22 protein-coding genes are annotated in these 20,146 nt (G+C 50.1%); 12 read left to right on the top strand and 10 right to left on the bottom strand.

What is annotated here, in order from left to right:
• Window positions 1-118: 118 nt before the first annotated feature.
• The 4 genes from ABVM99_RS00110 to ABVM99_RS00095 all read left to right on the top strand — a co-directional run bounded on the left by ABVM99_RS00110 (window position 119) and on the right by ABVM99_RS00095 (window position 2,372).
• Entirely contained in the window at window positions 119-301 is a 183-nt protein-coding gene (locus ABVM99_RS00110) for a general stress protein (RefSeq protein WP_000807657.1), read from the top strand.
• 89 nt (window positions 302-390) lie between these two features.
• The gene (locus ABVM99_RS00105) at window positions 391-894 is read left to right on the top strand and encodes a ferritin-like domain-containing protein (protein ID WP_001022822.1); all 504 of its coding nucleotides are present in this window, start codon (window positions 391-393) and stop codon (window positions 892-894) included.
• A 73-nt stretch (window positions 895-967) separates the two neighbouring features.
• Window positions 968-1,474, top strand: a complete 507-nt coding sequence (locus ABVM99_RS00100; protein WP_001109977.1) for a ferritin-like domain-containing protein — start codon at window positions 968-970, stop codon at window positions 1,472-1,474.
• Between the two features lie 19 nt (window positions 1,475-1,493).
• Complete coding sequence (locus ABVM99_RS00095; RefSeq protein WP_000488345.1) at window positions 1,494-2,372, top strand: manganese catalase family protein; 879 nt, start codon at window positions 1,494-1,496, stop codon at window positions 2,370-2,372.
• Window positions 2,373-2,453: 81 nt separating this feature from the next.
• Here the strand turns inward: ABVM99_RS00095 and ompW are convergent, their stop codons facing one another.
• A complete protein-coding gene (gene ompW, locus ABVM99_RS00090; protein ID WP_000714799.1) occupies window positions 2,454-3,092 on the bottom strand; it encodes an outer membrane protein OmpW in 639 nt (212 codons plus the stop codon).
• A 337-nt stretch (window positions 3,093-3,429) separates the two neighbouring features.
• Here ompW and ABVM99_RS00085 point away from each other — a divergent pair, with 337 nt between their 5' ends.
• The 4 genes from ABVM99_RS00085 (at window position 3,430) to yciA (ending at window position 5,761) form a co-directional block, all read left to right on the top strand.
• On the top strand, window positions 3,430-3,834 hold the full coding sequence (locus ABVM99_RS00085; protein ID WP_000114955.1) for a YkgJ family cysteine cluster protein: 405 nt from the start codon (window positions 3,430-3,432) through the stop codon (window positions 3,832-3,834).
• Between the two features lie 25 nt (window positions 3,835-3,859).
• A complete protein-coding gene (locus tag ABVM99_RS00080) occupies window positions 3,860-4,603 on the top strand; it encodes a YciC family protein (protein WP_023195912.1) in 744 nt (247 codons plus the stop codon).
• A gap of 56 nt (window positions 4,604-4,659) precedes the next feature.
• On the top strand, window positions 4,660-5,199 hold the full coding sequence (locus ABVM99_RS00075; RefSeq protein ID WP_000808682.1) for a septation protein A: 540 nt from the start codon (window positions 4,660-4,662) through the stop codon (window positions 5,197-5,199).
• Between the two features lie 160 nt (window positions 5,200-5,359).
• Window positions 5,360-5,761, top strand: coding sequence for an acyl-CoA thioester hydrolase YciA (yciA, locus tag ABVM99_RS00070; RefSeq protein WP_000210317.1), 402 nt, complete (start codon window positions 5,360-5,362; stop codon window positions 5,759-5,761).
• 59 nt (window positions 5,762-5,820) lie between these two features.
• Here yciA and tonB read toward each other — a convergent pair whose 3' ends face one another.
• A complete protein-coding gene (tonB, locus tag ABVM99_RS00065) occupies window positions 5,821-6,543 on the bottom strand; it encodes a TonB system transport protein TonB (RefSeq protein WP_001517937.1) in 723 nt (240 codons plus the stop codon).
• A gap of 223 nt (window positions 6,544-6,766) precedes the next feature.
• Between tonB and ABVM99_RS00060 the strand changes: the two genes are divergently transcribed.
• The gene (locus tag ABVM99_RS00060) at window positions 6,767-7,063 is read left to right on the top strand and encodes a YciI family protein (RefSeq protein WP_000967605.1); all 297 of its coding nucleotides are present in this window, start codon (window positions 6,767-6,769) and stop codon (window positions 7,061-7,063) included.
• Window positions 7,064-7,106: 43 nt separating this feature from the next.
• On the opposite strand, the gene ABVM99_RS00055 is transcribed toward ABVM99_RS00060, so the two are convergent.
• Entirely contained in the window at window positions 7,107-7,280 is a 174-nt protein-coding gene (locus ABVM99_RS00055; protein WP_001531561.1) for a YciY family protein, read from the bottom strand.
• Window positions 7,281-7,422: 142 nt separating this feature from the next.
• Here ABVM99_RS00055 and cls point away from each other — a divergent pair, with 142 nt between their 5' ends.
• Together cls and ABVM99_RS00045 are read left to right on the top strand one after the other, a co-directional pair.
• Entirely contained in the window at window positions 7,423-8,883 is a 1,461-nt protein-coding gene (cls, locus tag ABVM99_RS00050) for a cardiolipin synthase (RefSeq protein ID WP_000206886.1), read from the top strand.
• A 33-nt stretch (window positions 8,884-8,916) separates the two neighbouring features.
• Window positions 8,917-9,246 (top strand): HI1450 family dsDNA-mimic protein, encoded by a 330-nt coding sequence (locus ABVM99_RS00045; protein ID WP_000425070.1) that lies wholly within the window; start codon window positions 8,917-8,919, stop codon window positions 9,244-9,246.
• A gap of 47 nt (window positions 9,247-9,293) precedes the next feature.
• Here ABVM99_RS00045 and ABVM99_RS00040 read toward each other — a convergent pair whose 3' ends face one another.
• From ABVM99_RS00040 to ABVM99_RS00010, 7 genes are all read right to left on the bottom strand, one after another.
• A complete protein-coding gene (locus ABVM99_RS00040) occupies window positions 9,294-10,130 on the bottom strand; it encodes an ion transporter (protein WP_000059074.1) in 837 nt (278 codons plus the stop codon).
• Between the two features lie 47 nt (window positions 10,131-10,177).
• Window positions 10,178-11,182: a murein tripeptide/oligopeptide ABC transporter ATP-binding protein OppF gene (gene oppF, locus ABVM99_RS00035; protein ID WP_000994696.1), complete on the bottom strand. Its 1,005-nt coding sequence runs from the start codon at window positions 11,180-11,182 to the stop codon at window positions 10,178-10,180.
• Window positions 11,179-12,186 (bottom strand): ABC transporter ATP-binding protein, encoded by a 1,008-nt coding sequence (locus ABVM99_RS00030; RefSeq protein ID WP_000058857.1) that lies wholly within the window; start codon window positions 12,184-12,186, stop codon window positions 11,179-11,181. Before ABVM99_RS00030 ends, oppF begins: the two co-directional genes overlap by 4 nt.
• A gap of 11 nt (window positions 12,187-12,197) precedes the next feature.
• Entirely contained in the window at window positions 12,198-13,106 is a 909-nt protein-coding gene (oppC, locus tag ABVM99_RS00025; protein WP_000979653.1) for an oligopeptide ABC transporter permease OppC, read from the bottom strand.
• A 14-nt stretch (window positions 13,107-13,120) separates the two neighbouring features.
• Complete coding sequence (gene oppB, locus ABVM99_RS00020; protein ID WP_000911097.1) at window positions 13,121-14,041, bottom strand: oligopeptide ABC transporter permease OppB; 921 nt, start codon at window positions 14,039-14,041, stop codon at window positions 13,121-13,123.
• Window positions 14,042-14,162: 121 nt separating this feature from the next.
• Window positions 14,163-15,794: an oligopeptide ABC transporter substrate-binding protein OppA gene (gene oppA / locus ABVM99_RS00015; protein ID WP_001521098.1), complete on the bottom strand. Its 1,632-nt coding sequence runs from the start codon at window positions 15,792-15,794 to the stop codon at window positions 14,163-14,165.
• Between the two features lie 775 nt (window positions 15,795-16,569).
• Window positions 16,570-17,217, bottom strand: a complete 648-nt coding sequence (locus ABVM99_RS00010; RefSeq protein WP_000615840.1) for a YchE family NAAT transporter — start codon at window positions 17,215-17,217, stop codon at window positions 16,570-16,572.
• A gap of 476 nt (window positions 17,218-17,693) precedes the next feature.
• Here ABVM99_RS00010 and adhE point away from each other — a divergent pair.
• On the top strand, window positions 17,694-20,146 hold a 2,453-nt coding region (adhE, locus tag ABVM99_RS00005), incomplete at its 3' end, for a bifunctional acetaldehyde-CoA/alcohol dehydrogenase (protein ID WP_393926474.1).

Below are 20,146 nucleotides of genomic sequence, written 5' to 3'. Positions count from 1 at the left end.
CGGTAAATCACAACTATTTCCGTCAATTTGACTAATCGGTTTAACCAACTAATTTTAATAGGGTGTCGACACGATTAAAACCGATTTTTTCAGCAAGCAACGAGACAGGAGAAATAATATGGCCGAACATCGTGGTGGTTCAGGAAATTTCGCCGAGAATCGTGAAAAAGCATCTGAAGCGGGCCGCAAAGGCGGTCAGCATAGCGGTGGGAATTTCAAAAACGATCCGCAACGAGCTTCTGAAGCCGGTAAAAAAGGTGGTCAGAATAGTCACGGCGGACGTAAATCCGATAATTCCTGATTTACTGTAATGTAAATATAACACATGCTTTTATCAAGCAATCTGCGAGTCTTCTGGCTCGCAGTATTTTGCCCAGGAGAATTAGATTTATGAATATCAAAACCGTTGAAGACCTTTTTATCCATCTACTTTCAGATACCTATAGTGCAGAAAAACAATTAACCAAGGCTCTTCCTAAACTTGCCAGAGCCACGTCCAATGAAAAATTAAGCCAGGCCTTTCAATCTCATCTTGAAGAAACCCAGGGTCAGATTGAACGTATTGATCAGATCGTCGAATCTGAATCTGGCATTAAACTGAAAAGAATGAAATGCGTCGCTATGGAAGGGCTGATTGAAGAAGCCAATGAAGTCATCGAAAGTACGGAGAAAAACGAAGTACGCGATGCAGCGCTTATCGCCGCGGCGCAAAAAGTCGAGCATTACGAAATCGCCAGCTACGGCACGCTAGCCACCCTGGCCGAGCAGCTCGGCTATAGCAAGGCATTAAAACTGCTCAAAGAAACCCTCGACGAGGAAAAACAAACTGATTTAAAACTTACCGATTTAGCAGTCAGCAATGTTAATAAAAGTGCTGAACGCAAATCGAAATAATATTTTTAATTATCAGCTTGCATGATTCCGATTTTATTATCGGAGCAGATTATCACGCATTGAGGAATGTAAAATGAATTATACTGAACATTATCATGACTGGCTTCGTGACGCCCATGCCATGGAAAAACAGGCAGAATCGATGCTTGAATCTATGGCCAGCCGTATTGAAAATTATCCTGATATAAAAGCCAGAATTGAACAACATATTAGTGAAACCAAACATCAAATTACCATGCTCGAAGAAGTGTTGGACCGTAATGGCATTTCCCGTTCGGTGTTGAAAGACTCCATGAGTAAAATGGCAGCAATGGGGCAATCTATCGGTGGCATGTTCCCCTCCGATGAAATTGTCAAAGGTTCAATTAGCGGTTATGTTTTCGAGCAGTTCGAAATTGCTTGTTATACCTCCCTGCTGGCGGCGGCAAAAAAAGCTGGTGACACTGCCTCAATTCCGACGATTGAAGCCATTCTGAAAGAAGAAATGCAAATGGCTGACTGGCTTATCAAACATATTCCGCAGACAACGGAACAATTTTTGCTGCGATCTGAAGCAGATGGCGTTGAAGCCAAAAAATAAATAATAAGCAGGAGGCAATATGTTTCGACACGTAAAACAACTTCAATATACTGTGCGAGTGAGCGAACCTAATCCTGGATTAGCGAACCTGCTGCTGGAACAGTTTGGCGGCCCGCAGGGCGAACTGGCGGCCGCCTGCCGCTACTTCACGCAAGGTTTAAGCGATGATGATGCCGGTCGTAGAGAGATGTTAATGGACATCGCCACCGAGGAGCTGAGTCATCTGGAAATTATCGGCTCACTGGTAGGAATGCTTAATAAAGGCGCTAAAGGCGAGCTGGCGGAAGGCATCGAAAGCGAAGCGGAACTTTATCGCTCACTGACGCAGAATGGTAATGACAGCCATATCACCTCTCTGCTGTATGGCGGCGGCCCTGCGTTGACGAACTCCGGCGGCGTACCGTGGACTGCGGCTTATATTGATACTATCGGCGAAGTCACAGCCGATCTACGCTCAAACATCGCGGCAGAGGCGCGAGCGAAGATTATTTATGAACGCCTGATTAACCTGACTGACGATCCTGGCGTAAAAGACACGCTCAGTTTCTTAATGACCCGTGAAGTCGCGCACCAGCTCTCTTTTGAAAAGGCGCTGTATTCGATTCGTAACAACTTCCCGCCGGGTAAATTACCGCCGGTAGAACAGTATACCGACGTGTACTACAACATGTCGCAAGGCGACGATCCGCGAGGTAGCTGGAATAGCGATGAGAACTTCAACTATGTCGCAGAACCGATGCCTGCTGTTGATGGCGGCGATGGTCTGGCGACAGTGAAATTGCCGCGCGAGCAGTTGGCGCTGCTCAAAGCGATGGCAGAAAGAACGAAATCGGACCCCACCGTTGATCCTCTCACTGGCGCAGAACTAGGCTGCGGCGAACCGAAAGAAGACAAGTGAGTTCCGACAAGTAAAATCCGTGTGTCATGTCCTTTTTTGACCCCGCCTGGCGGGGTCTTTTTTCGTCACAACATCACGCGATTAGAAACGATAGCCTGCCGAGAACATAAATACCCATGGGTCCAGACGCACGCTGTCATGATGCTGAACGCCGCCCATTTTATAATTGGCGGTAGTATCAATATCCATGTACCAGACAGAGGCGCCAATTAACCAGTCGCGGTTAATCAGGTAATCTACCCCAACTTGCCCTGCCGCGCCCCAGGAATCCTTAAAGCTCAGATCGGACAGCCCGGCATTTTTACCATTATCGTTAAAGTCGTTATCGAAGAAGGTGGTGTAGTTCACCCCCACGCCGACATAAGGACGCACTTTGCTGCTGGAATCGCCGAAGTACCACTGCGCCATTAACGTTGGCGGTAACAGGTGAACCGTGGCGATATCGCCCGTCGCGCCCGTACCCACCTTATGGCGGAACGGCGTAGCCGCCAGCAATTCAACCCCGATATTGTCCGTCGCCATGTAAGTGAATGTCAGGCCGAGTTGCGTGTTATTACTCACATCAAACCCGTTTAAATGCCCCAGCGTACCACCCGCCCCTTCTGTAGGTCTGACGGTTGCCGGACCTGCACGCATAAAGAATTCTCCGGCTTCGTGCGCGAACGCGCTGCCTGAGAGAAGAGTTGTTAACGCCAGTGCCGCCACTGTAAATTTTTTCATACCCGCTCCATCGTTATGGTTATAAAAGCGTGATGAATATACCCACAATGAAGTAATAAGTGATCTAACACAGATCACATTTGTTCTTATAATTTAACATTTATTGATCCAGATTAATTTAGAACTTGTATTGAAAATCCTGGTTATAGGAATTCAGATCAATTTTGACATATTCACGCTATGCAAATATTTGTCTGCTCCTGTTGCCCTGGCGATAAAGGCTGGCTAAGGTAATCAATGTCCCGCAATGGCGCGTGGCGTTAAGATTCGCGAACACTGCGGGACAGATTAATTTCCGTTGTAATCTATTGATACGTGAGTTTTTTGCAGGTGAATCATGAGCGTTCTTAACCCATGCATGACATGCGGTGCCTGTTGTGCCTATTTTCGTGTCTCCTTTTATTGGGCTGAAGGCGACGATGCCAGCGGACGCGTTCCGGCGTCATTAACCGAGCCCGTTACCCCTTTTTTACGTTGTATGGCCGGTACCAACCAAAAACAGCCGCACTGTAAAGCGCTAATTGGCACGCCGGGTGAAAACGTCAGTTGCGCTATTTATGAAAACCGCCCTTCAACCTGTCGCGAATTTTCGATATCGGGCGAAGGAGGCGAAGTGAATGAGGCGTGTAATCGCGCCCGCGCGCGATACGGATTACCGCCGCTTTACAAAGATATGCTTTTCCATACAACTGCTGATGCTGCCACTGTAGAGTTATCCAGGGTACAATTGCCCGCAAATTAACACCTGCAAAACTCAAGGAGAGTGCATGTCTATCACGGCGAAGTCCGTTTACCGTGACGCCGGAAATTTTTTCCGAAATCAATTTATTACTATCTTGCTGGTTTCGTTGCTGTGCGCATTTATCACGGTGGTCTTAGGTCATGCCTTTTCACCCAGCGATGCGCAAATCGCGCAACTCAGTGAAGGAGAACATCTGGCAGGCAGCGCTGGCCTGTTTGAGCTGGTACAAAATATGACGCCGGAGCAGCAGCAGATCCTGTTGCGCGCCTCTGCCGCCTCGACGTTTTCCGGGCTTATCGGCAACGCTATTCTGGCCGGCGGTATCATCCTGATGATTCAGTTAGTTTCAGCGGGACATCGGGTTAGCGCGCTGCGCGCTATCGGCGCCAGCGCCCCTGTATTGCCTAAACTGTTTATTCTTATTTTTCTGACTACCCTGTTAGTGCAAATCGGTATAATGCTGATTGTCGTTCCGGGGATTATTATGGCCATTGTGCTGGCGCTTGCGCCAGTGATGTTGGTTGAAGAGAAAATGGGCGTGTTTGCCGCAATGCGCAGCAGTATGCGTTTAGCCTGGGCTAACATGAGACTGGTCGCGCCCGCGGTGATAGGCTGGTTACTGGCTAAAACGTTGCTATTGCTGTTCGCGCCCAGCTTCGCTGTACTGACCCCAAATGTAGGCGCTGTACTGGCGAATACGTTGAGCAATCTGATTTCCGCAGTATTGCTTATCTACTTATTCCGCCTGTATATGTTGATTCGCCAATAATCCGCAATGCGCCGTTACGCGGCGCATTCGACGCTCGTTGATGATGGAATCGAAGAATGAAGCAGTTTCTGGATTTTTTACCGCTGGTTGTCTTTTTTGCGTTTTATAAACTTTATGACATCTATGCGGCGACCTCCGCACTGATTGTCGCGACGGCAATCGTGCTGATTTATAGCTGGGTGCGCTATCGGAAAATAGAGAAGATGGCGCTGATTACCTTTGTTCTGGTTGCCGTCTTCGGCGGTCTGACGCTCTTCTTCCATAACGATGAATTTATTAAATGGAAGGTGACGGTTATTTATGCGCTGTTCGCCGGCGCGCTGTTAATAAGCCAGTGGGTGATGAAAAAACCGTTAATCCAACGTATGTTAGGTAAAGAACTGGCGTTGCCGCAGCAGGTCTGGTCAAAGCTGAACCTGGCGTGGGCGCTGTTTTTTATTGCGTGCGGTCTGGCTAACATTTATATCGCCTTCTGGTTGCCGCAAAATATCTGGGTCAACTTTAAGGTCTTTGGACTCACGGCGCTGACGCTCATTTTTACCCTGCTGAGCGGCGTCTATATCTACCGGCATCTGCCACAGGAAGATAAATCATAACCCTCCCGTGACTTATCATCGCCAGACTGCGAACGCCTGGCGATATTTTCTCCACCTTTACGCCCTGCGCTTTCCCGTCAGTACCTTTATTCCCACTATTCTCCACACAAAATTCATAGTAGCATCGCGGCTGTAATTTTTTCTGATAGTCGGTTTTACAATGACAACAATGGATAATACTCCTCAGGGCGAGCTGGTTTTACGTACATTGGCCATGCCTGCCGATACCAATGCGAACGGCGATATTTTTGGCGGCTGGCTGATGTCGCAAATGGATATTGGCGGCGCGATACTGGCCAAAGAGATCGCGCACGGTCGGGTTGTAACCGTACGCGTGGAAGGAATGACATTTCTGCGCCCCGTCGCGGTTGGCGATGTCGTATGTTGCTACGCGCGCTGCGTTAAACGCGGTACGACGTCTATTAGCATCAATATTGAAGTCTGGGTGAAAAAAGTCGCGTCAGAACCAATTGGACAGCGCTACAAGGCCACCGAGGCGCTGTTTATTTATGTCGCCGTCGATCCGGACGGTAAACCTCGCCCGCTCCCGGTTCAGGGTTAAGTATACCCGCTTACGCCGCCAGCAGGTGATGGTATATTCCTGGCTGGCGGCGCCAGAGATTACTCAATCTGCGCCGTACCGTTCAGACGGAAGATAATATTGACCACCAGCCCGGAACCCGGCTTGCCTGCTTCATAGCGCCATTTTCGCATCGCATTCTTAACTTCACGCTCAAACATATTGGCTGGCTGCGCGGATAGAATCTGTACATTTTCCACTCGCCCAGCAGAGGTCACGTCAAACTTCACCTTTACGCGGCCTTCAATACGTAACGCCTGTGCTCGCGCCGGATACTGCGGCTGGTTACGGCTCAGAGCGCGAGGTCCAGTGGGCACGCTCACCGCCGGCTTGCTGGTCGCCGACGCGGTGCTGCTTGTTGGCCGCGCCGGGGCGCTATTTTCAAACGGTGAGGCAGGACGCGGCGCAGCCGGTTTGACTTCGCGCTTCGGCTGCTCTTCAACCTTTTTCACCGGTTTCGGCTTCGGCTTGGGTTTTGGCTTAGGTTTGGGTTTCTCAATCACCACGGGCGCTTCTTTAGGCGGTTCAGGGATCGGCTCTGGCTCCGGTTCGGGTTCAACCACCGGCTCCGGCGGCGGCTGAACCGCCTGGGGCGGCTCCAGGTCGGCGGGTGAAACCATTGTCACCGTGATAGGCTGCGCTGGCGCAGGCAATTCAATAACCTGATGTACCGAGGTATAGAGCAAACCTGCCACTACAGCACCATGAATGCCTACGGAAAGGAGTGTCGGCCAGGGAAAGCGACGAGGTAAATCAAGGGTCATTGAAGTCATAATCGTTTCAGTTGAAAAACCAGAGCTGAATTTTAAATGCAAATAGCAATCATATTCAATAAGGCATTGTTGATAGCGGCATTTAAAAGATGATATCGCACAAAAACACCACACAAAATGTGCATGTTTAACAAAGTCGGTATCTTTACATTGCAGTTAAATGCCCTTTCCAATAACGTAATCAGCAACTTTTACCGATTAAGGAGCTCTACCCGTGCTGTATGTTATTTACGCTCAGGACAATGCCAACTCGCTTGAAAAACGCCTCTCGGTACGGCCCGCGCATCTGGCGCGCCTGCAACTTCTGCATGATGAAGGGCGATTATTAACTGCCGGGCCGATGCCCGCAGTGGACAGTAACGATCCTGGAGTAGCTGGATTTACCGGGTCAACGGTGATTGCTGAATTTGAATCTTTAGAAGCGGCGCAATCCTGGGCTGATGCGGACCCCTACGTCGCAGCGGGCGTCTATGCGCAGGTTTCGGTCAAACCGTATAAGAAGATCTTTTGAAAAGGATGGCCTGTTGGGCACCGCATACGGTGCCCTTTCTGGCTCACACACCGTGAATCGCAAAGAGTAATGAATTACGCTGACGATTAAAGATGCATTTCCTGATGGTATGGATACGCATATTACGGCGTGATTGCCCTTCAAGCCAACGCGCTTTACGGCGGCTCGCCTGACGTAGCATTCGCCAGCGCCCCACTTCCGTTCTACTACGCTTCATGTTTACGACTCTCACTGTAACAGAAGCGCCATTATACCCCCTCGCCGGATGCAGACCAGCGCTTTTCCCGTGTTTTTATTTGCCATGTGAATCCTGACGCGTAAACTCTTAACAACACGCTTTCTAAAGGATTTTTAAAGTTATGACAACCTTCTACACCGTGGTGAGTTGGCTGGTCATTTTGGGATACTGGGTTCTCATTGCCGGCGTCACATTACGTATTCTAATGAAACGGCGCGCAGTTCCCTCCGCAATGGCCTGGTTGTTAATCATCTATATCCTTCCGCTGGTCGGGATCATCGCCTATTTGTCCGTGGGCGAATTGCATTTAGGCAAACGTCGCGCCGAGCGTGCCCGCGCCATGTGGCCGTCTACCGCCAAATGGTTGAATGACCTCAAAGCCTGTAAACACATTTTCGCGCAAGAAAACAGTAGCGTCGCATCGTCCTTGTTTAAGCTGTGCGAACGACGTCAGGGGATTGCGGGCGTCAAAGGCAACCAGTTGCAATTGCTTACCGACTCCGATGATGTCATGCAGGCGCTTATTCGCGATATCCAACTGGCGCGGCATAATATCGAAATGGTGTTTTACATCTGGCAGCCAGGCGGCATGGCGGATCAGGTCGCTGAATCGTTAATGGCCGCCGCCCGCCGTGGCATCCACTGCCGGCTTATGCTGGATTCCGCGGGTAGCGTCGCTTTCTTCCGCAGCCCCTGGGCGGCCATGATGCGTAACGCTGGCATTGAAGTCGTAGAGGCGCTGAAGGTGAATCTGATGCGCGTCTTTTTACGCCGTATGGATCTTCGCCAGCACCGTAAAATGGTGATGATTGACAATTACATCGCCTATACCGGCAGTATGAATATGGTGGATCCGCGTTTTTTCAAACAGGATGCCGGCGTTGGACAATGGGTCGATTTGATGGCGCGGATGGAGGGTCCCGTGGCGACAGCAATGGGGATTGTTTACTCCTGCGATTGGGAAATCGAGACGGGTAAACGCATTCTGCCTCCCCCGCCGGATGTGAATATTATGCCGTTTGAGCAGGCCAGCGGGCATACCATTCATACCATTGCTTCCGGTCCTGGTTTTCCGGAAGATCTCATTCACCAGGCACTATTAACCGCCACCTATGCTGCGCGCGAATATTTAATTATGACCACGCCATATTTCGTCCCCAGCGACGATCTGCTGCACGCTATTTGTACCGCTGCGCAGCGCGGCGTGGATGTCAGTATTATCCTGCCCCGTAAAAATGATTCACTGCTCGTCGGCTGGGCCAGTCGCGCCTTTTTCAGCGAGTTACTGGCGGCGGGCGTGAAAATCTATCAGTTCGAAGGCGGGCTGTTGCATACCAAAAGCGTGCTGGTCGATGGCGAACTGAGCCTGGTCGGTACCGTGAATCTCGACATGCGTAGCCTGTGGCTTAATTTCGAGATTACGCTGGTCATTGATGATACGGGTTTCGGCGCCGATCTGGCTGCGGTACAGGACGATTATATTTCGCGCTCCCGCCTGTTAGATGCGCGTTTGTGGGTAAAACGTCCGTTATGGCAGCGTATTACCGAGCGATTGTTTTACTTCTTTAGTCCATTGCTGTAAAACGTGACCAACATGAGTAAACAGGTAGTCACTATGGAAATGGATCTGAACAATCGCCTGACTGAAGACGAAACGCTTGAGCAGGCTTACGATATTTTTCTTGAGCTGGCGGCGGATAATCTTGATCCGGCTGATATCATTCTGTTCAATTTGCAATTCGAGGAGCGCGGCGGCGCGGAGTTGTTTGATCCCGCTGAAGACTGGCAAGAGCACGTCGATTTTGACCTGAATCCAGACTTTTTTGCCGAGGTGGTAATTGGCCTGGCGGATACCGAAGACGGCGAAATTAACGACATTTTCGCCCGCGTTCTGCTGTGCCGGGAAAAGGACCACAAGCTGTGCCATATTCTCTGGCGCGAATAAGCGGTTCAGGCCGGATGGCGTCTGATTGCGCCCTCCGGCAAGCCTGTTTAATCCGGTAGCTTACTGCCGCATCGGTTACAATATTGCGCGCTATGTTCATGCTGGCTTTGCTGGCACTGCGGACATTTTCGCTGCCAGTGACGTTTTTGAAACGCGCTGCTCATGTGCGTGGTAATCAGTCCTGTAGGAATCGCAATCACCGAATAACCAATCAAAATAAGCACCGACGCGACAATACGTCCCAGCGGCGTATGCGGCGTAATATCACCGTACCCCACGGTTGTGACTGTCACTATCGCCCAATACACCGAGGCATTAAGCGTCGTGAAGCCATATTTCGGTCCTTCAATAAGATACATCAGGGCACCGAAAATAATCATCACGATCGCAATAAATGAATAGAACAGAATAAGCTGATGACGCGCGCTAATAATGGCGCTCCAGAATACGCGCAGGGATGGCATAAAGCGTAGCAGTTTAAGAATACGCAGCACGCGAATCGCTCGCATAGCACGCCAGGCAAACATATAGTTCAGGCTAATTTCCGGCCACAGCCACATGACGTACAGCGGCAAAATCGTCACCAGATCAATAAATCCCCAGAAACTAAAAACGTATTTTGCCGGTTCGGGCCAGCTAAACAGTCTGAGCAAGTATTCACCGGTAAATATCAGGGTAACGCAGAGCTCCAGCCAGACAAAAATATGCCATTCATCAAATGTCAGGTGATATTCCGTTCCTACGCCTGATTCAACAAAAATGACCAGTACGCTAAGCAGCGCAAACAGCGCGCATAACCCTTCAAAACGGCGACCTGAGCGCGTAGTCAAATCGAACAGATTATGATAAAGACGACGGCGAACCGACGACAAAGAAAGTGACACGGTAACCTCACCTAAAAGAAGGGCTGACGAATTGTCAGCCCTTGCGATTATAACGGGTCTACTTTAAGGCAGGAAACGGCATGGCGAAAACTCCCTTCCAGCACCGGTCGAGTTTGCGCGCATTCTGGCCCGGCTATCGGACAGCGTGTACGGAACACGCAGCCGGAAGGCGGGTTAATGGGCGAAGGTAATTCGCCCTCCAGCAATTGTATCTTCTTATTTCGCTCCAGATCGGGATCGGGAATCGGTACCGCCGACATCAGCGCTTTGGTATAAGGATGCAGTGGATTATGGTACACCTCATCATAGGTGCCCAATTCTACCGCATGACCGAGATACATCACCAGGACACGATCGGATATGTGCTTTACGACCGCCAGATCGTGCGCAATAAAAATCAACGACAGCCCCATCTCTCGCTGTAACTGCTGGAGCAAATTCACCACCTGCGCCTGAATAGAAACGTCCAGCGCCGACACCGGCTCATCGCAAATAATAAGCTTAGGTTCCAGGATCAACGCCCGGGCGATACCGATGCGCTGGCACTGCCCCCCGGAAAATTCATGGGGATAACGGTTGATGAGATTCGGCAACAGCCCCACTTTTAGCATCATGGCTTTCACGCGGTCACGCACGTCCTGGCGCGAAAGCTTAGGATGATAAGTGCGCAGCGGTTCAGCGATAATTTCGCCAATCGTCATTCGCGGGTTGAGTGACGCCAGCGGGTCCTGGAAAATCATCTGGATATCGCTGCGCACTTCGCGCCACTCATCCGCTTTCATGCCCAACAGATCTTTTCCCAGCCAGGCGACTTTACCGTCTGTCGCCTTCACCAGACCAATAATGGCGCGCGCAAACGTCGACTTGCCGCAGCCGGATTCGCCCACCACGCCCAGCGTTTCGCCTTCATACAGGCGTAGCGTAACGCCGTCCACCGCTTTCAGGGTTTTCGGCGGTTGCCAGAACCACTGCTTCCCTTCTTTGATATCAAAATGTACTTTCAGATCGGCGATTTCGAGGAGAACTTTACGTTGTTCAATCACAGCATTCATAGCAGTTCCTCCACCGGTTTAAAACAGGCGCGCAAGCGACCAGGACTGAACGCTTCAAGTGGCGGCGCATTATTGCAGATCTCCATCGCATGAGGACAACGCGGCTGGAATGGACAACCTTTAGGCAAACGCAATAAATTGGGAGGATTGCCCGGAATCGTCAGCATTTCCGCCCCCTCGCTATCCAGACGCGGCACCGCATTAAGCAGGCCTATCGAATACGGATGGACGGGCTGATAAAAAACATCGCGCGCCTTACCGTATTCCATGGTACGCCCGGCATACATTACCAGGACCTTATCGCAAATACCCGCGACCACGCCCAGATCGTGGGTAATCATGATAATGGCGGTATTAAATTCGCGCTTTAGCTCATTAAGCAAGGTCATAATCTGCGCCTGCACGGTAACATCAAGCGCGGTGGTAGGCTCATCGGCAATAAGCAGTTTTGGCCTGCACAACAGCGCCATCGCAATCATCACACGTTGACGCATTCCGCCGGAAAATTCGTGCGGGTACATTTTCATCCGTTTGCGCGCTTCCGGCATTTTTACGGCATCCAGCATTCTGACGGACTCTTCAAAAGCTTCCGCTTTGCTCATCCCTTTATGCAGCATCAGGACTTCCATTAACTGCTCCCCAACGCGCATATAAGGATTTAGCGAGGTCATCGGGTCCTGAAAAATCATCGAAATCTGTTCTGCGCGCAGCGTATTCAGTTCGCGCTCAGGTAGATTAAGAATTTCACGTCCGTTAAAGGTCGCGGAACCGCCGATTCGACCATTCGTCGCCAGCAGTCCCATTAATGCGAACGCCGTTTGCGATTTCCCCGATCCAGACTCGCCAACAATACCTAACGTTTCTCCAGCGCGAAGCGTAAAGTTCAGATCGTTGACCGCCGTCACATCGCCATCAGGCGTAGCGAACGTAACACGAAGATCATTTACCTCCAGCAGTACATTCGCCGGTTGCGGCGCCTGAGTTGCGGTTTCTGATAAGCTCATGGCTGTACTCCTTAACGATCTTTCGGGTCGAGGGCATCACGCAGGCCATCGCCAATAAAGTTAAAACAGAATAACGTCACCACGAGAAAGCCAGCCGGAAACAGCAGCAGCCACGGTGAGACTTCCATTGAATTTGCGCCATCGCTCAACAACGCTCCCCAACTGCTTAACGGTTCCTGCGTCCCAAGCCCCAGGAAACTGAGGAAAGACTCAAACAGAATCATGCTGGGCACCAGCAACGATGCATACACTACCACTACGCCCAGGACGTTAGGCACAATATGGCGGATCACAATGCTGGCGGTCGACACACCTCCCACCTGCGCGGCTTCGATGAACTCTTTACGTTTAAGACTTAGGGTTTGGCCACGCACGATACGCGCCATATCAAGCCAGGAGACCATGCCGATGGCGACGAAAATCAACAGAATGTTCTGCCCAAAAAACGTCACCAGCAAAATCACAAAGAACATAAACGGGAACGAATTGAGGATCTCCAACAACCGCATCATCACAGAATCAATTTTGCCGCCCAGATAGCCGGACAGCGAGCCATACAGCGTTCCGACAATGACCGCCACCAGCGCGGCGGCAATCCCGACCATCAATGAGATACGCCCGCCGATGGCAACGCGCACCAACAGATCGCGCCCGGAAGAGTCAGTGCCGAAATAGTGGCCGGACGCCATATCCGGCGCGCTGGACATCATGCCCCAGTCGGTATCGAAATAGGTAAATTGCGACAGCATAGGCGCTACTGTCACGAACAGGGCTATCAGAAACAGGACAATAAGACTGGCCACCGCCGCACGGTTATGCATAAAGCGCCGACGGGCATCTTGCCAAAGGCTGCGACCTTCCACCTCCAGCTTTTCACTGAAATTTTCCAGCGTCTCGCTGTTTTTCTTACTTAACATCATCGCGAGCTCCAGTATCAATAGCGAATTTTCGGGTCGATAACGGCATAGAGCACATCGACAATGGCGTTAAACAATATGGTCAGCGCCCCGACTAAAATGGTCAAACTTAACACCAGCGAGTAATCGCGGTTGAGCGCGCCATTAACGAAAAGCTGCCCAATGCCCGGTAAGCCATAAATAGTTTCAATCACCATTGAGCCGGTAATAATGCCGACAAAGGCTGGCCCCATATAGGATAAAACCGGCAGCAGCGCAGGTTTTAACGCATGGCGGAAGATGATTCTGCGCATCGGTAATCCTTTTGCCCGCGCGGTACGAATAAAGTTCGAATGCAGAACTTCAATCATTGAGCCGCGCGTAATACGAGCGATGCTGGCAATATAGGCCAGTGAAAGCGCGACCATCGGCAGGATCATAAATTTTAACGCCCCGCCGTTCCAGCCGCCGCCAGGCAACCATTGCAAGGTTATCGCAAAGACCATCACCAGCAGCGGCGCCACCACAAAACTGGGGATAACGACGCCGGTCATGGCAAATCCCATCACCGTATAATCCCATCGCGTATTTTGCTTTAGCGCGGCAATCACGCCAGCGCTGACACCAATAATGACCGCCAGTAAAAAAGCGGCGGCGCCAAGTTTCGCCGAAACGGGGAAGCTGGCGGCAACCAGATCGTTGACCGTGTAATCTTTGTATTTAAACGATGGTCCAAAATCGCCATGCGCCAGCTGCTTCAGGTAGCTGAAGTATTGCGTCATGATGGGATCGTTCAGATGATATTTTGCTTCAATATTGGCCAGCACTTCCGGCGGCAATGCGCGCTCGCCGGTAAAAGGGCTACCCGGCGCGAGGCGCATCATAAAGAAAGAGATGGTAATAAGAATAAACAGCGTCGGAATCGCTTCCAGACAGCGGCGTAAAATAAATTTCAACATTGCCCGTACCTTCTGGCCTGTGCCTTTACTTCCCGGACGTGACAAAAGATCCGCCAGGGAAAGTTATAGTGCGATGAAAAAAGACACCATGGGACAACCGCAGTTGTCCCATGTCTTGCCATTAATGTTTGATAATATATAAGTTTTTCACATAAATATTATCCAGCGGGTCTTTACCGGTATACCCGCCCACCCAGGGTTTCACCAGGCGCGCGTTAACGTAGTAATACACCGGCACAATAGCCGAGTCTTTATCTAACTGCTGCTCCGCTTTAGCGTAGAGTTCGCTGCGCTGCGTATCGTCCGCCACTTTCAGCGTGTCGGCAATCAGCTTATCAAACGCCGGGCTCTTATAATGCGCGGTGTTATTTGAACTGTCGGACAACATGGTATTCAGGAACGAAGTCGGTTCATTATAATCTGCGCACCACCCGGCTCTGGCGACATCAAAGGTGCCCTGATGACGGGTATCCAGGAAGGTTTTCCATTCCTGATTCTCCAGATTCACATTGACGCCCAGATTTTTCTTCCAGATAGACGCCACGGCAATGGCCAGTTTTTTATGCAGATCGGAGGTGTTATACAGCAGGTCGAATGTTAAGGGCTTATCCGCCGTAAAGCCGGCTTCAGCCAACAATTTCTTCGCTTCTTCATTACGCTTTTGCTGGGACCATTTGAACCACTCAGGCTCTACCAGTTTTGCGCCATCGGTATACGGCGGCGTGTAGCTATAAGCGGGTAAATCGCCCTGATTTTTAACCTTATTAACAATAATGTCGCGATCTAACGCCAGTTTCAGCGCGGTACGCACGCGGACATCGTTAAACGGCGCTTTTTGATTATTAATTTCGTAATAATAGGTACACAAATAAGGGTCTACGCGGACTTCATTCGGGATCTCTTTCTTCAGTTTCTGGAATAATTCGATCGGCATATTGTTATAAGTCATATCGATCTCGCCGCTGCGGTAGCGGTTGACATCCGTCACCTCCGAAGAGATCGGCAAATAAGTTACCTGATTGATGACGGTTTTGGCGTTATCCCAGTATTGCGGGTTACGCTCCAGCACAATACGTTCGTTCACCACCCAGTTTTTTAACTTATAAGCGCCGTTAGTGACAATATTGGCTGGTTGTGTCCATTTATCGCCAAATTTTTCGACCGCCGATTTCGGTACAGGAGACACTGAAGGGTGGACCAACAATTTGTAGAAATAAGGCACCGGCTCACTTAAGGTCACTTCAAAGGTGTGATCATCAAGCGCTTTTACCCCCAGATCGGTGGCGGGTTTTTTACCGGCGATAATGTCATCGATATTAGCGATATGACCGTATTGCAGATAGCTGGCGTACGGCGATGCCGTATTAGGATCGGCCAGGCGTTGCCAGCTATAAACGAAATCATGGGCGGTGACGGGCGTACCATCTGACCATTTCGCATTTTCACGTAGATGGAATGTCCAGACTTTAAAATCTTTATTTTCCCATTTTTCCGCGACGCCCGGTGAAGGATGCCCCTCGACATCACTAATTAATAAGCCTTCGAAGAGGTCACGGCTGACGTTCGATTCCGGCACGCCTTCAATTTTATGCGGGTCGAGAGACTGCACTTCTGATCCGTTATTACGTACCAACGTTTGCTTGTCGGCTAACTGAACGCCGGCGGGCACGTCTGCCGCAGTCGCGGCGCTGGCGGCGATGAGCGCAGTGAGTATTCCCGCTGCAATCAAACTTTTTTTCGTGATGTTAGACATTGTGTTTGTACTCCACTCATTATAATTACTGGTTTTTACCAGCCTGTTTAATCCCGTCAGGGTTCCTGTGCAGCACTGGTGGTGTACTGCCAGGTCTGTCACTGCTTTTGCTATCACCGACTTTATTTATTCTGACGATTCGTTCGATCGCCTTTCGTCGATTCGGTATACGACGTACCTGCCCACGTCGCACGTTATTTCTGACAACCATCTAAATGAAAATAGTTATCAACAATGTGAAATCTTCTGCAAAATGTTTGGCCGAAAAGTATCAAATGCGTTTCTGAACCGCCAATTCATTTTACAATTTTGTTAACCAATTCTCTTTTATGGAAAATTCCCTGCCCAGAAAAACAGTTCAAGAATGTTAAAAAACTTTGATTTATTCTTTATAATCAATAACTTGAAAGAAAATCATCTCTCTGTCATATCGTAGATCATGCCTTCGGCAGAAAACACACACAAATTTAACAAATGCTCATTATTTAGCACATTCATCTACGATGGAGCTGAAACAACTAATAACATTTCAATAATCCTTCATCAAGCCCCAGAGTATGGTGTGAATAAAATAACAGACCTACCGCTTCTCACGGACTCAGTAATGTTCATAATAGTTTGATTAATAAAAATAAATAGCGTTAGATTATATTAGTATTTTTTATCATTTAAACGCTGAATGCTTATCAAAGTAAGAAGTGTTACGTGGGAATGTCACTGGGAATGTCACAAGGCGGCCCCTTAGGGCGCCGCCTGTAAATCAACAGGTGGGAGTTTAGTTGAGCAAGCCGGGGAAAATGCCTTTTATTCCTGTGACAATAAATTCGATGCCGAGCGCCATTAACAACAACCCCATGATTCGGGTAATAACGTTGATACCGGTTTGCCCCAGCAAACGAACCAGCCACGGCGCCATACGGAACACACCCCAGCAGCAAAGCGCAAAAAGCGCAATGGCAACTGAAAAACCAAGCAAATGCGCGATGCTGTGATAACGCGTCCCCCAGACGATAGTGGAGCTAATCGCCCCTGGCCCCGCCATTAACGGTAGCGCTAACGGCACAACGCCAATGCTCTCGCGTATGGCCGTCTCTGACTTTTCTTGCTTGTTTTGTTTATCTTCCCCCAGCTTCCCGCTGATCATCGACATTGCAATGGTGACAACCAGGATACCGCCCGCAATTCTGAACGAGTCAATAGAAATACCAAACAGCTGCAGGATGCCATCGCCGAGGAATAAGGAACTCCACAAGATAATCGCAACCGACAGATTCGCGGTGAGGTTAGTTTTATTACGCGCCGTGGCCGTCTGGTAGCTGGTCATGCTGATGAAAACGGGGATAATCCCCACCGGGTTAACCAGCGCAAAGAGCCCGATAAAGAACTTAAAGTAAACAGGAAAATCAAAAAGCGGTTGAATCACGGTTAGCTCCGAAGCGTTAGCCGGATGAAGTCAATGTTCGTTAATGATCAAAACGCGCAGAAGATACGCCTTTTATTCGCATAGTTCACCTCTTATCTACACCTAATTTCATCCATTCATCGCTGTTATTTATATGTACTCGTTATGCTAATCCACTTACTCTTCATGACAACGATTTCTTAACAATTTACATAAAGGGCTAAAATGGCCTGCTGAAAGGTGTCAGCTTTGCGTAATCTTGATTTAGATCACACAATCGCTACTCAGAAGTGAGTAATCTTGCTTACGCCACCTGGACGTAACGCGTTAGAGTTAAATGATACTAACGCAGAAGCTCTTTTAGTAAATCAGAGCGAAACGGACGTTAAGTAACCACCTGAATTTCAGGCATTTATACAAAGTATCGTCGATCTGTCTATACTCACGTATCGCGCAGATGATTTACTAAAAAAGTTTAACATTATCAGGAGAGCATTATGGCTGTTACTAATGTCGCTGAACTTAACGCACTCGTAGAGCGTGTAAAAAAAGCCCAGCGTGAATATGCCAGTTTCACTCAAGAACAGGTCGACAAAATCTTCCGCGCCGCCGCTCTGGCCGCCGCTGATGCCCGCATTCCGCTGGCCAAAATGGCCGTCGCCGAATCCGGTATGGGTATCGTGGAAGACAAAGTGATTAAAAACCACTTCGCTTCTGAATATATTTACAACGCCTATAAAGATGAAAAAACCTGCGGCGTGCTGTCTGAGGACGACACCTTCGGGACCATCACCATTGCTGAACCTATCGGCATTATTTGCGGTATCGTTCCAACCACTAACCCGACCTCTACCGCGATCTTCAAATCGCTGATTAGCCTGAAGACCCGTAACGCCATCATCTTTTCTCCGCATCCGCGCGCTAAAGAAGCAACCAACAAAGCGGCAGACATCGTTCTGCAAGCGGCTATCGCTGCCGGCGCGCCGAAAGATCTGATTGGCTGGATCGATCAACCTTCCGTAGAACTGTCTAACGCGCTGATGCACCATCCGGATATTAACCTGATCCTTGCGACGGGTGGTCCAGGCATGGTTAAAGCAGCATACAGCTCCGGCAAACCGGCAATCGGCGTAGGCGCAGGTAACACTCCGGTAGTGATTGATGAAACTGCTGATATCAAACGCGCTGTGGCGTCTGTTCTGATGTCTAAAACCTTCGATAACGGCGTAATCTGTGCTTCTGAACAGTCTGTTGTCGTTGTTGATTCCGTCTATGATGCCGTTCGCGAACGTTTCGCCAGCCACGGCGGCTACATGCTGCAGGGCCAGGAGCTGAAAGCGGTTCAAAACGTTATCCTGAAAAATGGCGCTCTGAACGCCGCTATCGTCGGTCAGCCAGCCTACAAAATTGCTGAACTGGCAGGCTTCTCCGTACCAGAAACCACCAAGATTCTGATCGGTGAAGTTACGGTCGTTGATGAAAGCGAACCGTTCGCACACGAAAAACTGTCTCCGACTCTGGCGATGTATCGTGCGAAAGATTTCGAAGAAGCGGTAGAAAAAGCAGAAAAACTGGTCGCTATGGGCGGTATCGGTCACACCTCCTGCCTGTACACTGACCAGGATAACCAGCCAGAACGCGTTGCTTACTTCGGTCAGATGATGAAAACCGCGCGTATCCTGATCAACACCCCGGCCTCTCAGGGTGGTATCGGTGACCTGTACAACTTCAAACTCGCACCTTCCCTGACGTTGGGTTGTGGTTCCTGGGGTGGTAACTCCATCTCTGAAAACGTTGGTCCGAAACACCTGATCAACAAGAAAACCGTTGCTAAGCGAGCTGAAAACATGTTGTGGCACAAACTTCCGAAATCTATCTACTTCCGCCGTGGCTCTCTGCCCATCGCGCTGGATGAAGTGATTACTGATGGCCACAAACGTGCGCTCATCGTGACTGACCGCTTCCTGTTCAACAACGGCTATGCAGACCAGATCACCTCTGTGCTGAAAGCGGCTGGCGTTGAAACCGAAGTCTTCTTCGAAGTTGAAGCCGACCCGACGCTTTCCGTTGTTCGCAAAGGCGCTGAGCTGGCGAACTCCTTCAAACCGGACGTGATTATCGCGCTGGGCGGCGGTTCCCCGATGGACGCCGCGAAAATCATGTGGGTCATGTACGAACATCCGGAAACTCACTTTGAAGAACTGGCGCTGCGCTTTATGGACATCCGTAAACGTATCTACAAGTTCCCGAAAATGGGCGTGAAAGCGAAAATGATCGCCGTCACCACCACTTCCGGTACCGGTTCTGAAGTCACACCGTTTGCGGTTGTGACCGACGATGCAACCGGTCAGAAATATCCGCTGGCTGACTATGCCCTGACCCCGGATATGGCGATTGTCGACGCCAACCTGGTGATGGATATGCCGAAGTCCCTGTGTGCGTTCGGTGGTCTGGATGCGGTGACTCACGCCCTGGAAGCTTATGTTTCCGTACTGGCTTCTGAGTTCTCTGACGGTCAGGCTCTGCAGGCTCTGAAACTGCTGAAAGAAAACCTGCCGGCGTCTTACCACGAAGGGTCTAAAAACCCGGTTGCGCGTGAACGTGTTCACAGTGCAGCGACTATCGCCGGTATCGCGTTTGCCAACGCCTTCCTCGGTGTATGTCACTCCATGGCGCACAAACTGGGCTCTCAGTTCCACATTCCGCACGGTCTGGCGAACGCCCTGCTGATTTGTAACGTTATCCGCTACAACGCGAATGACAACCCGACCAAGCAGACCGCTTTCAGCCAGTACGATCGTCCGCAGGCACGCCGTCGTTACGCTGAAATTGCTGACCACCTGGGCCTGAGCGCGCCGGGCGACCGTACCGCCGCTAAGATTGAAAAACTGCTGGCATGGCTGGAAAGCATTAAAGCTGAGCTGGGCATTCCTAAGTCTATCCGTGAAGC

Origin of the sequence: Salmonella sp. SJTUF15591 (assembly GCF_043356435.1) — a bacterium.
Lineage (GTDB): Bacteria > Pseudomonadota > Gammaproteobacteria > Enterobacterales > Enterobacteriaceae > Salmonella > Salmonella enterica.
This window is presented reverse-complemented; position numbering and strand designations above follow the sequence as displayed.

Coding starts and splice junctions, on each gene's coding strand:
- ABVM99_RS00110 (WP_000807657.1), top strand. CDS start 119: ATGGCCGAACATCGTGGTGGTTCAGGAAATTTCGCCGAGAATCGTGAA.
- ABVM99_RS00105 (WP_001022822.1), top strand. CDS start 391: ATGAATATCAAAACCGTTGAAGACCTTTTTATCCATCTACTTTCAGAT.
- ABVM99_RS00100 (WP_001109977.1), top strand. CDS start 968: ATGAATTATACTGAACATTATCATGACTGGCTTCGTGACGCCCATGCC.
- ABVM99_RS00095 (WP_000488345.1), top strand. CDS start 1,494: ATGTTTCGACACGTAAAACAACTTCAATATACTGTGCGAGTGAGCGAA.
- ompW (WP_000714799.1), bottom strand. CDS start 3,092: ATGAAAAAATTTACAGTGGCGGCACTGGCGTTAACAACTCTTCTCTCA.
- ABVM99_RS00085 (WP_000114955.1), top strand. CDS start 3,430: ATGAGCGTTCTTAACCCATGCATGACATGCGGTGCCTGTTGTGCCTAT.
- ABVM99_RS00080 (WP_023195912.1), top strand. CDS start 3,860: ATGTCTATCACGGCGAAGTCCGTTTACCGTGACGCCGGAAATTTTTTC.
- ABVM99_RS00075 (WP_000808682.1), top strand. CDS start 4,660: ATGAAGCAGTTTCTGGATTTTTTACCGCTGGTTGTCTTTTTTGCGTTT.
- yciA (WP_000210317.1), top strand. CDS start 5,360: ATGACAACAATGGATAATACTCCTCAGGGCGAGCTGGTTTTACGTACA.
- tonB (WP_001517937.1), bottom strand. CDS start 6,543: ATGACCCTTGATTTACCTCGTCGCTTTCCCTGGCCGACACTCCTTTCC.
- ABVM99_RS00055 (WP_001531561.1), bottom strand. CDS start 7,280: ATGAAGCGTAGTAGAACGGAAGTGGGGCGCTGGCGAATGCTACGTCAG.
- cls (WP_000206886.1), top strand. CDS start 7,423: ATGACAACCTTCTACACCGTGGTGAGTTGGCTGGTCATTTTGGGATAC.
- ABVM99_RS00045 (WP_000425070.1), top strand. CDS start 8,917: ATGGAAATGGATCTGAACAATCGCCTGACTGAAGACGAAACGCTTGAG.
- oppF (WP_000994696.1), bottom strand. CDS start 11,182: ATGAATGCTGTGATTGAACAACGTAAAGTTCTCCTCGAAATCGCCGAT.
- ABVM99_RS00030 (WP_000058857.1), bottom strand. CDS start 12,186: ATGAGCTTATCAGAAACCGCAACTCAGGCGCCGCAACCGGCGAATGTA.
- oppC (WP_000979653.1), bottom strand. CDS start 13,106: ATGATGTTAAGTAAGAAAAACAGCGAGACGCTGGAAAATTTCAGTGAA.
- oppB (WP_000911097.1), bottom strand. CDS start 14,041: ATGTTGAAATTTATTTTACGCCGCTGTCTGGAAGCGATTCCGACGCTG.
- oppA (WP_001521098.1), bottom strand. CDS start 15,794: ATGTCTAACATCACGAAAAAAAGTTTGATTGCAGCGGGAATACTCACT.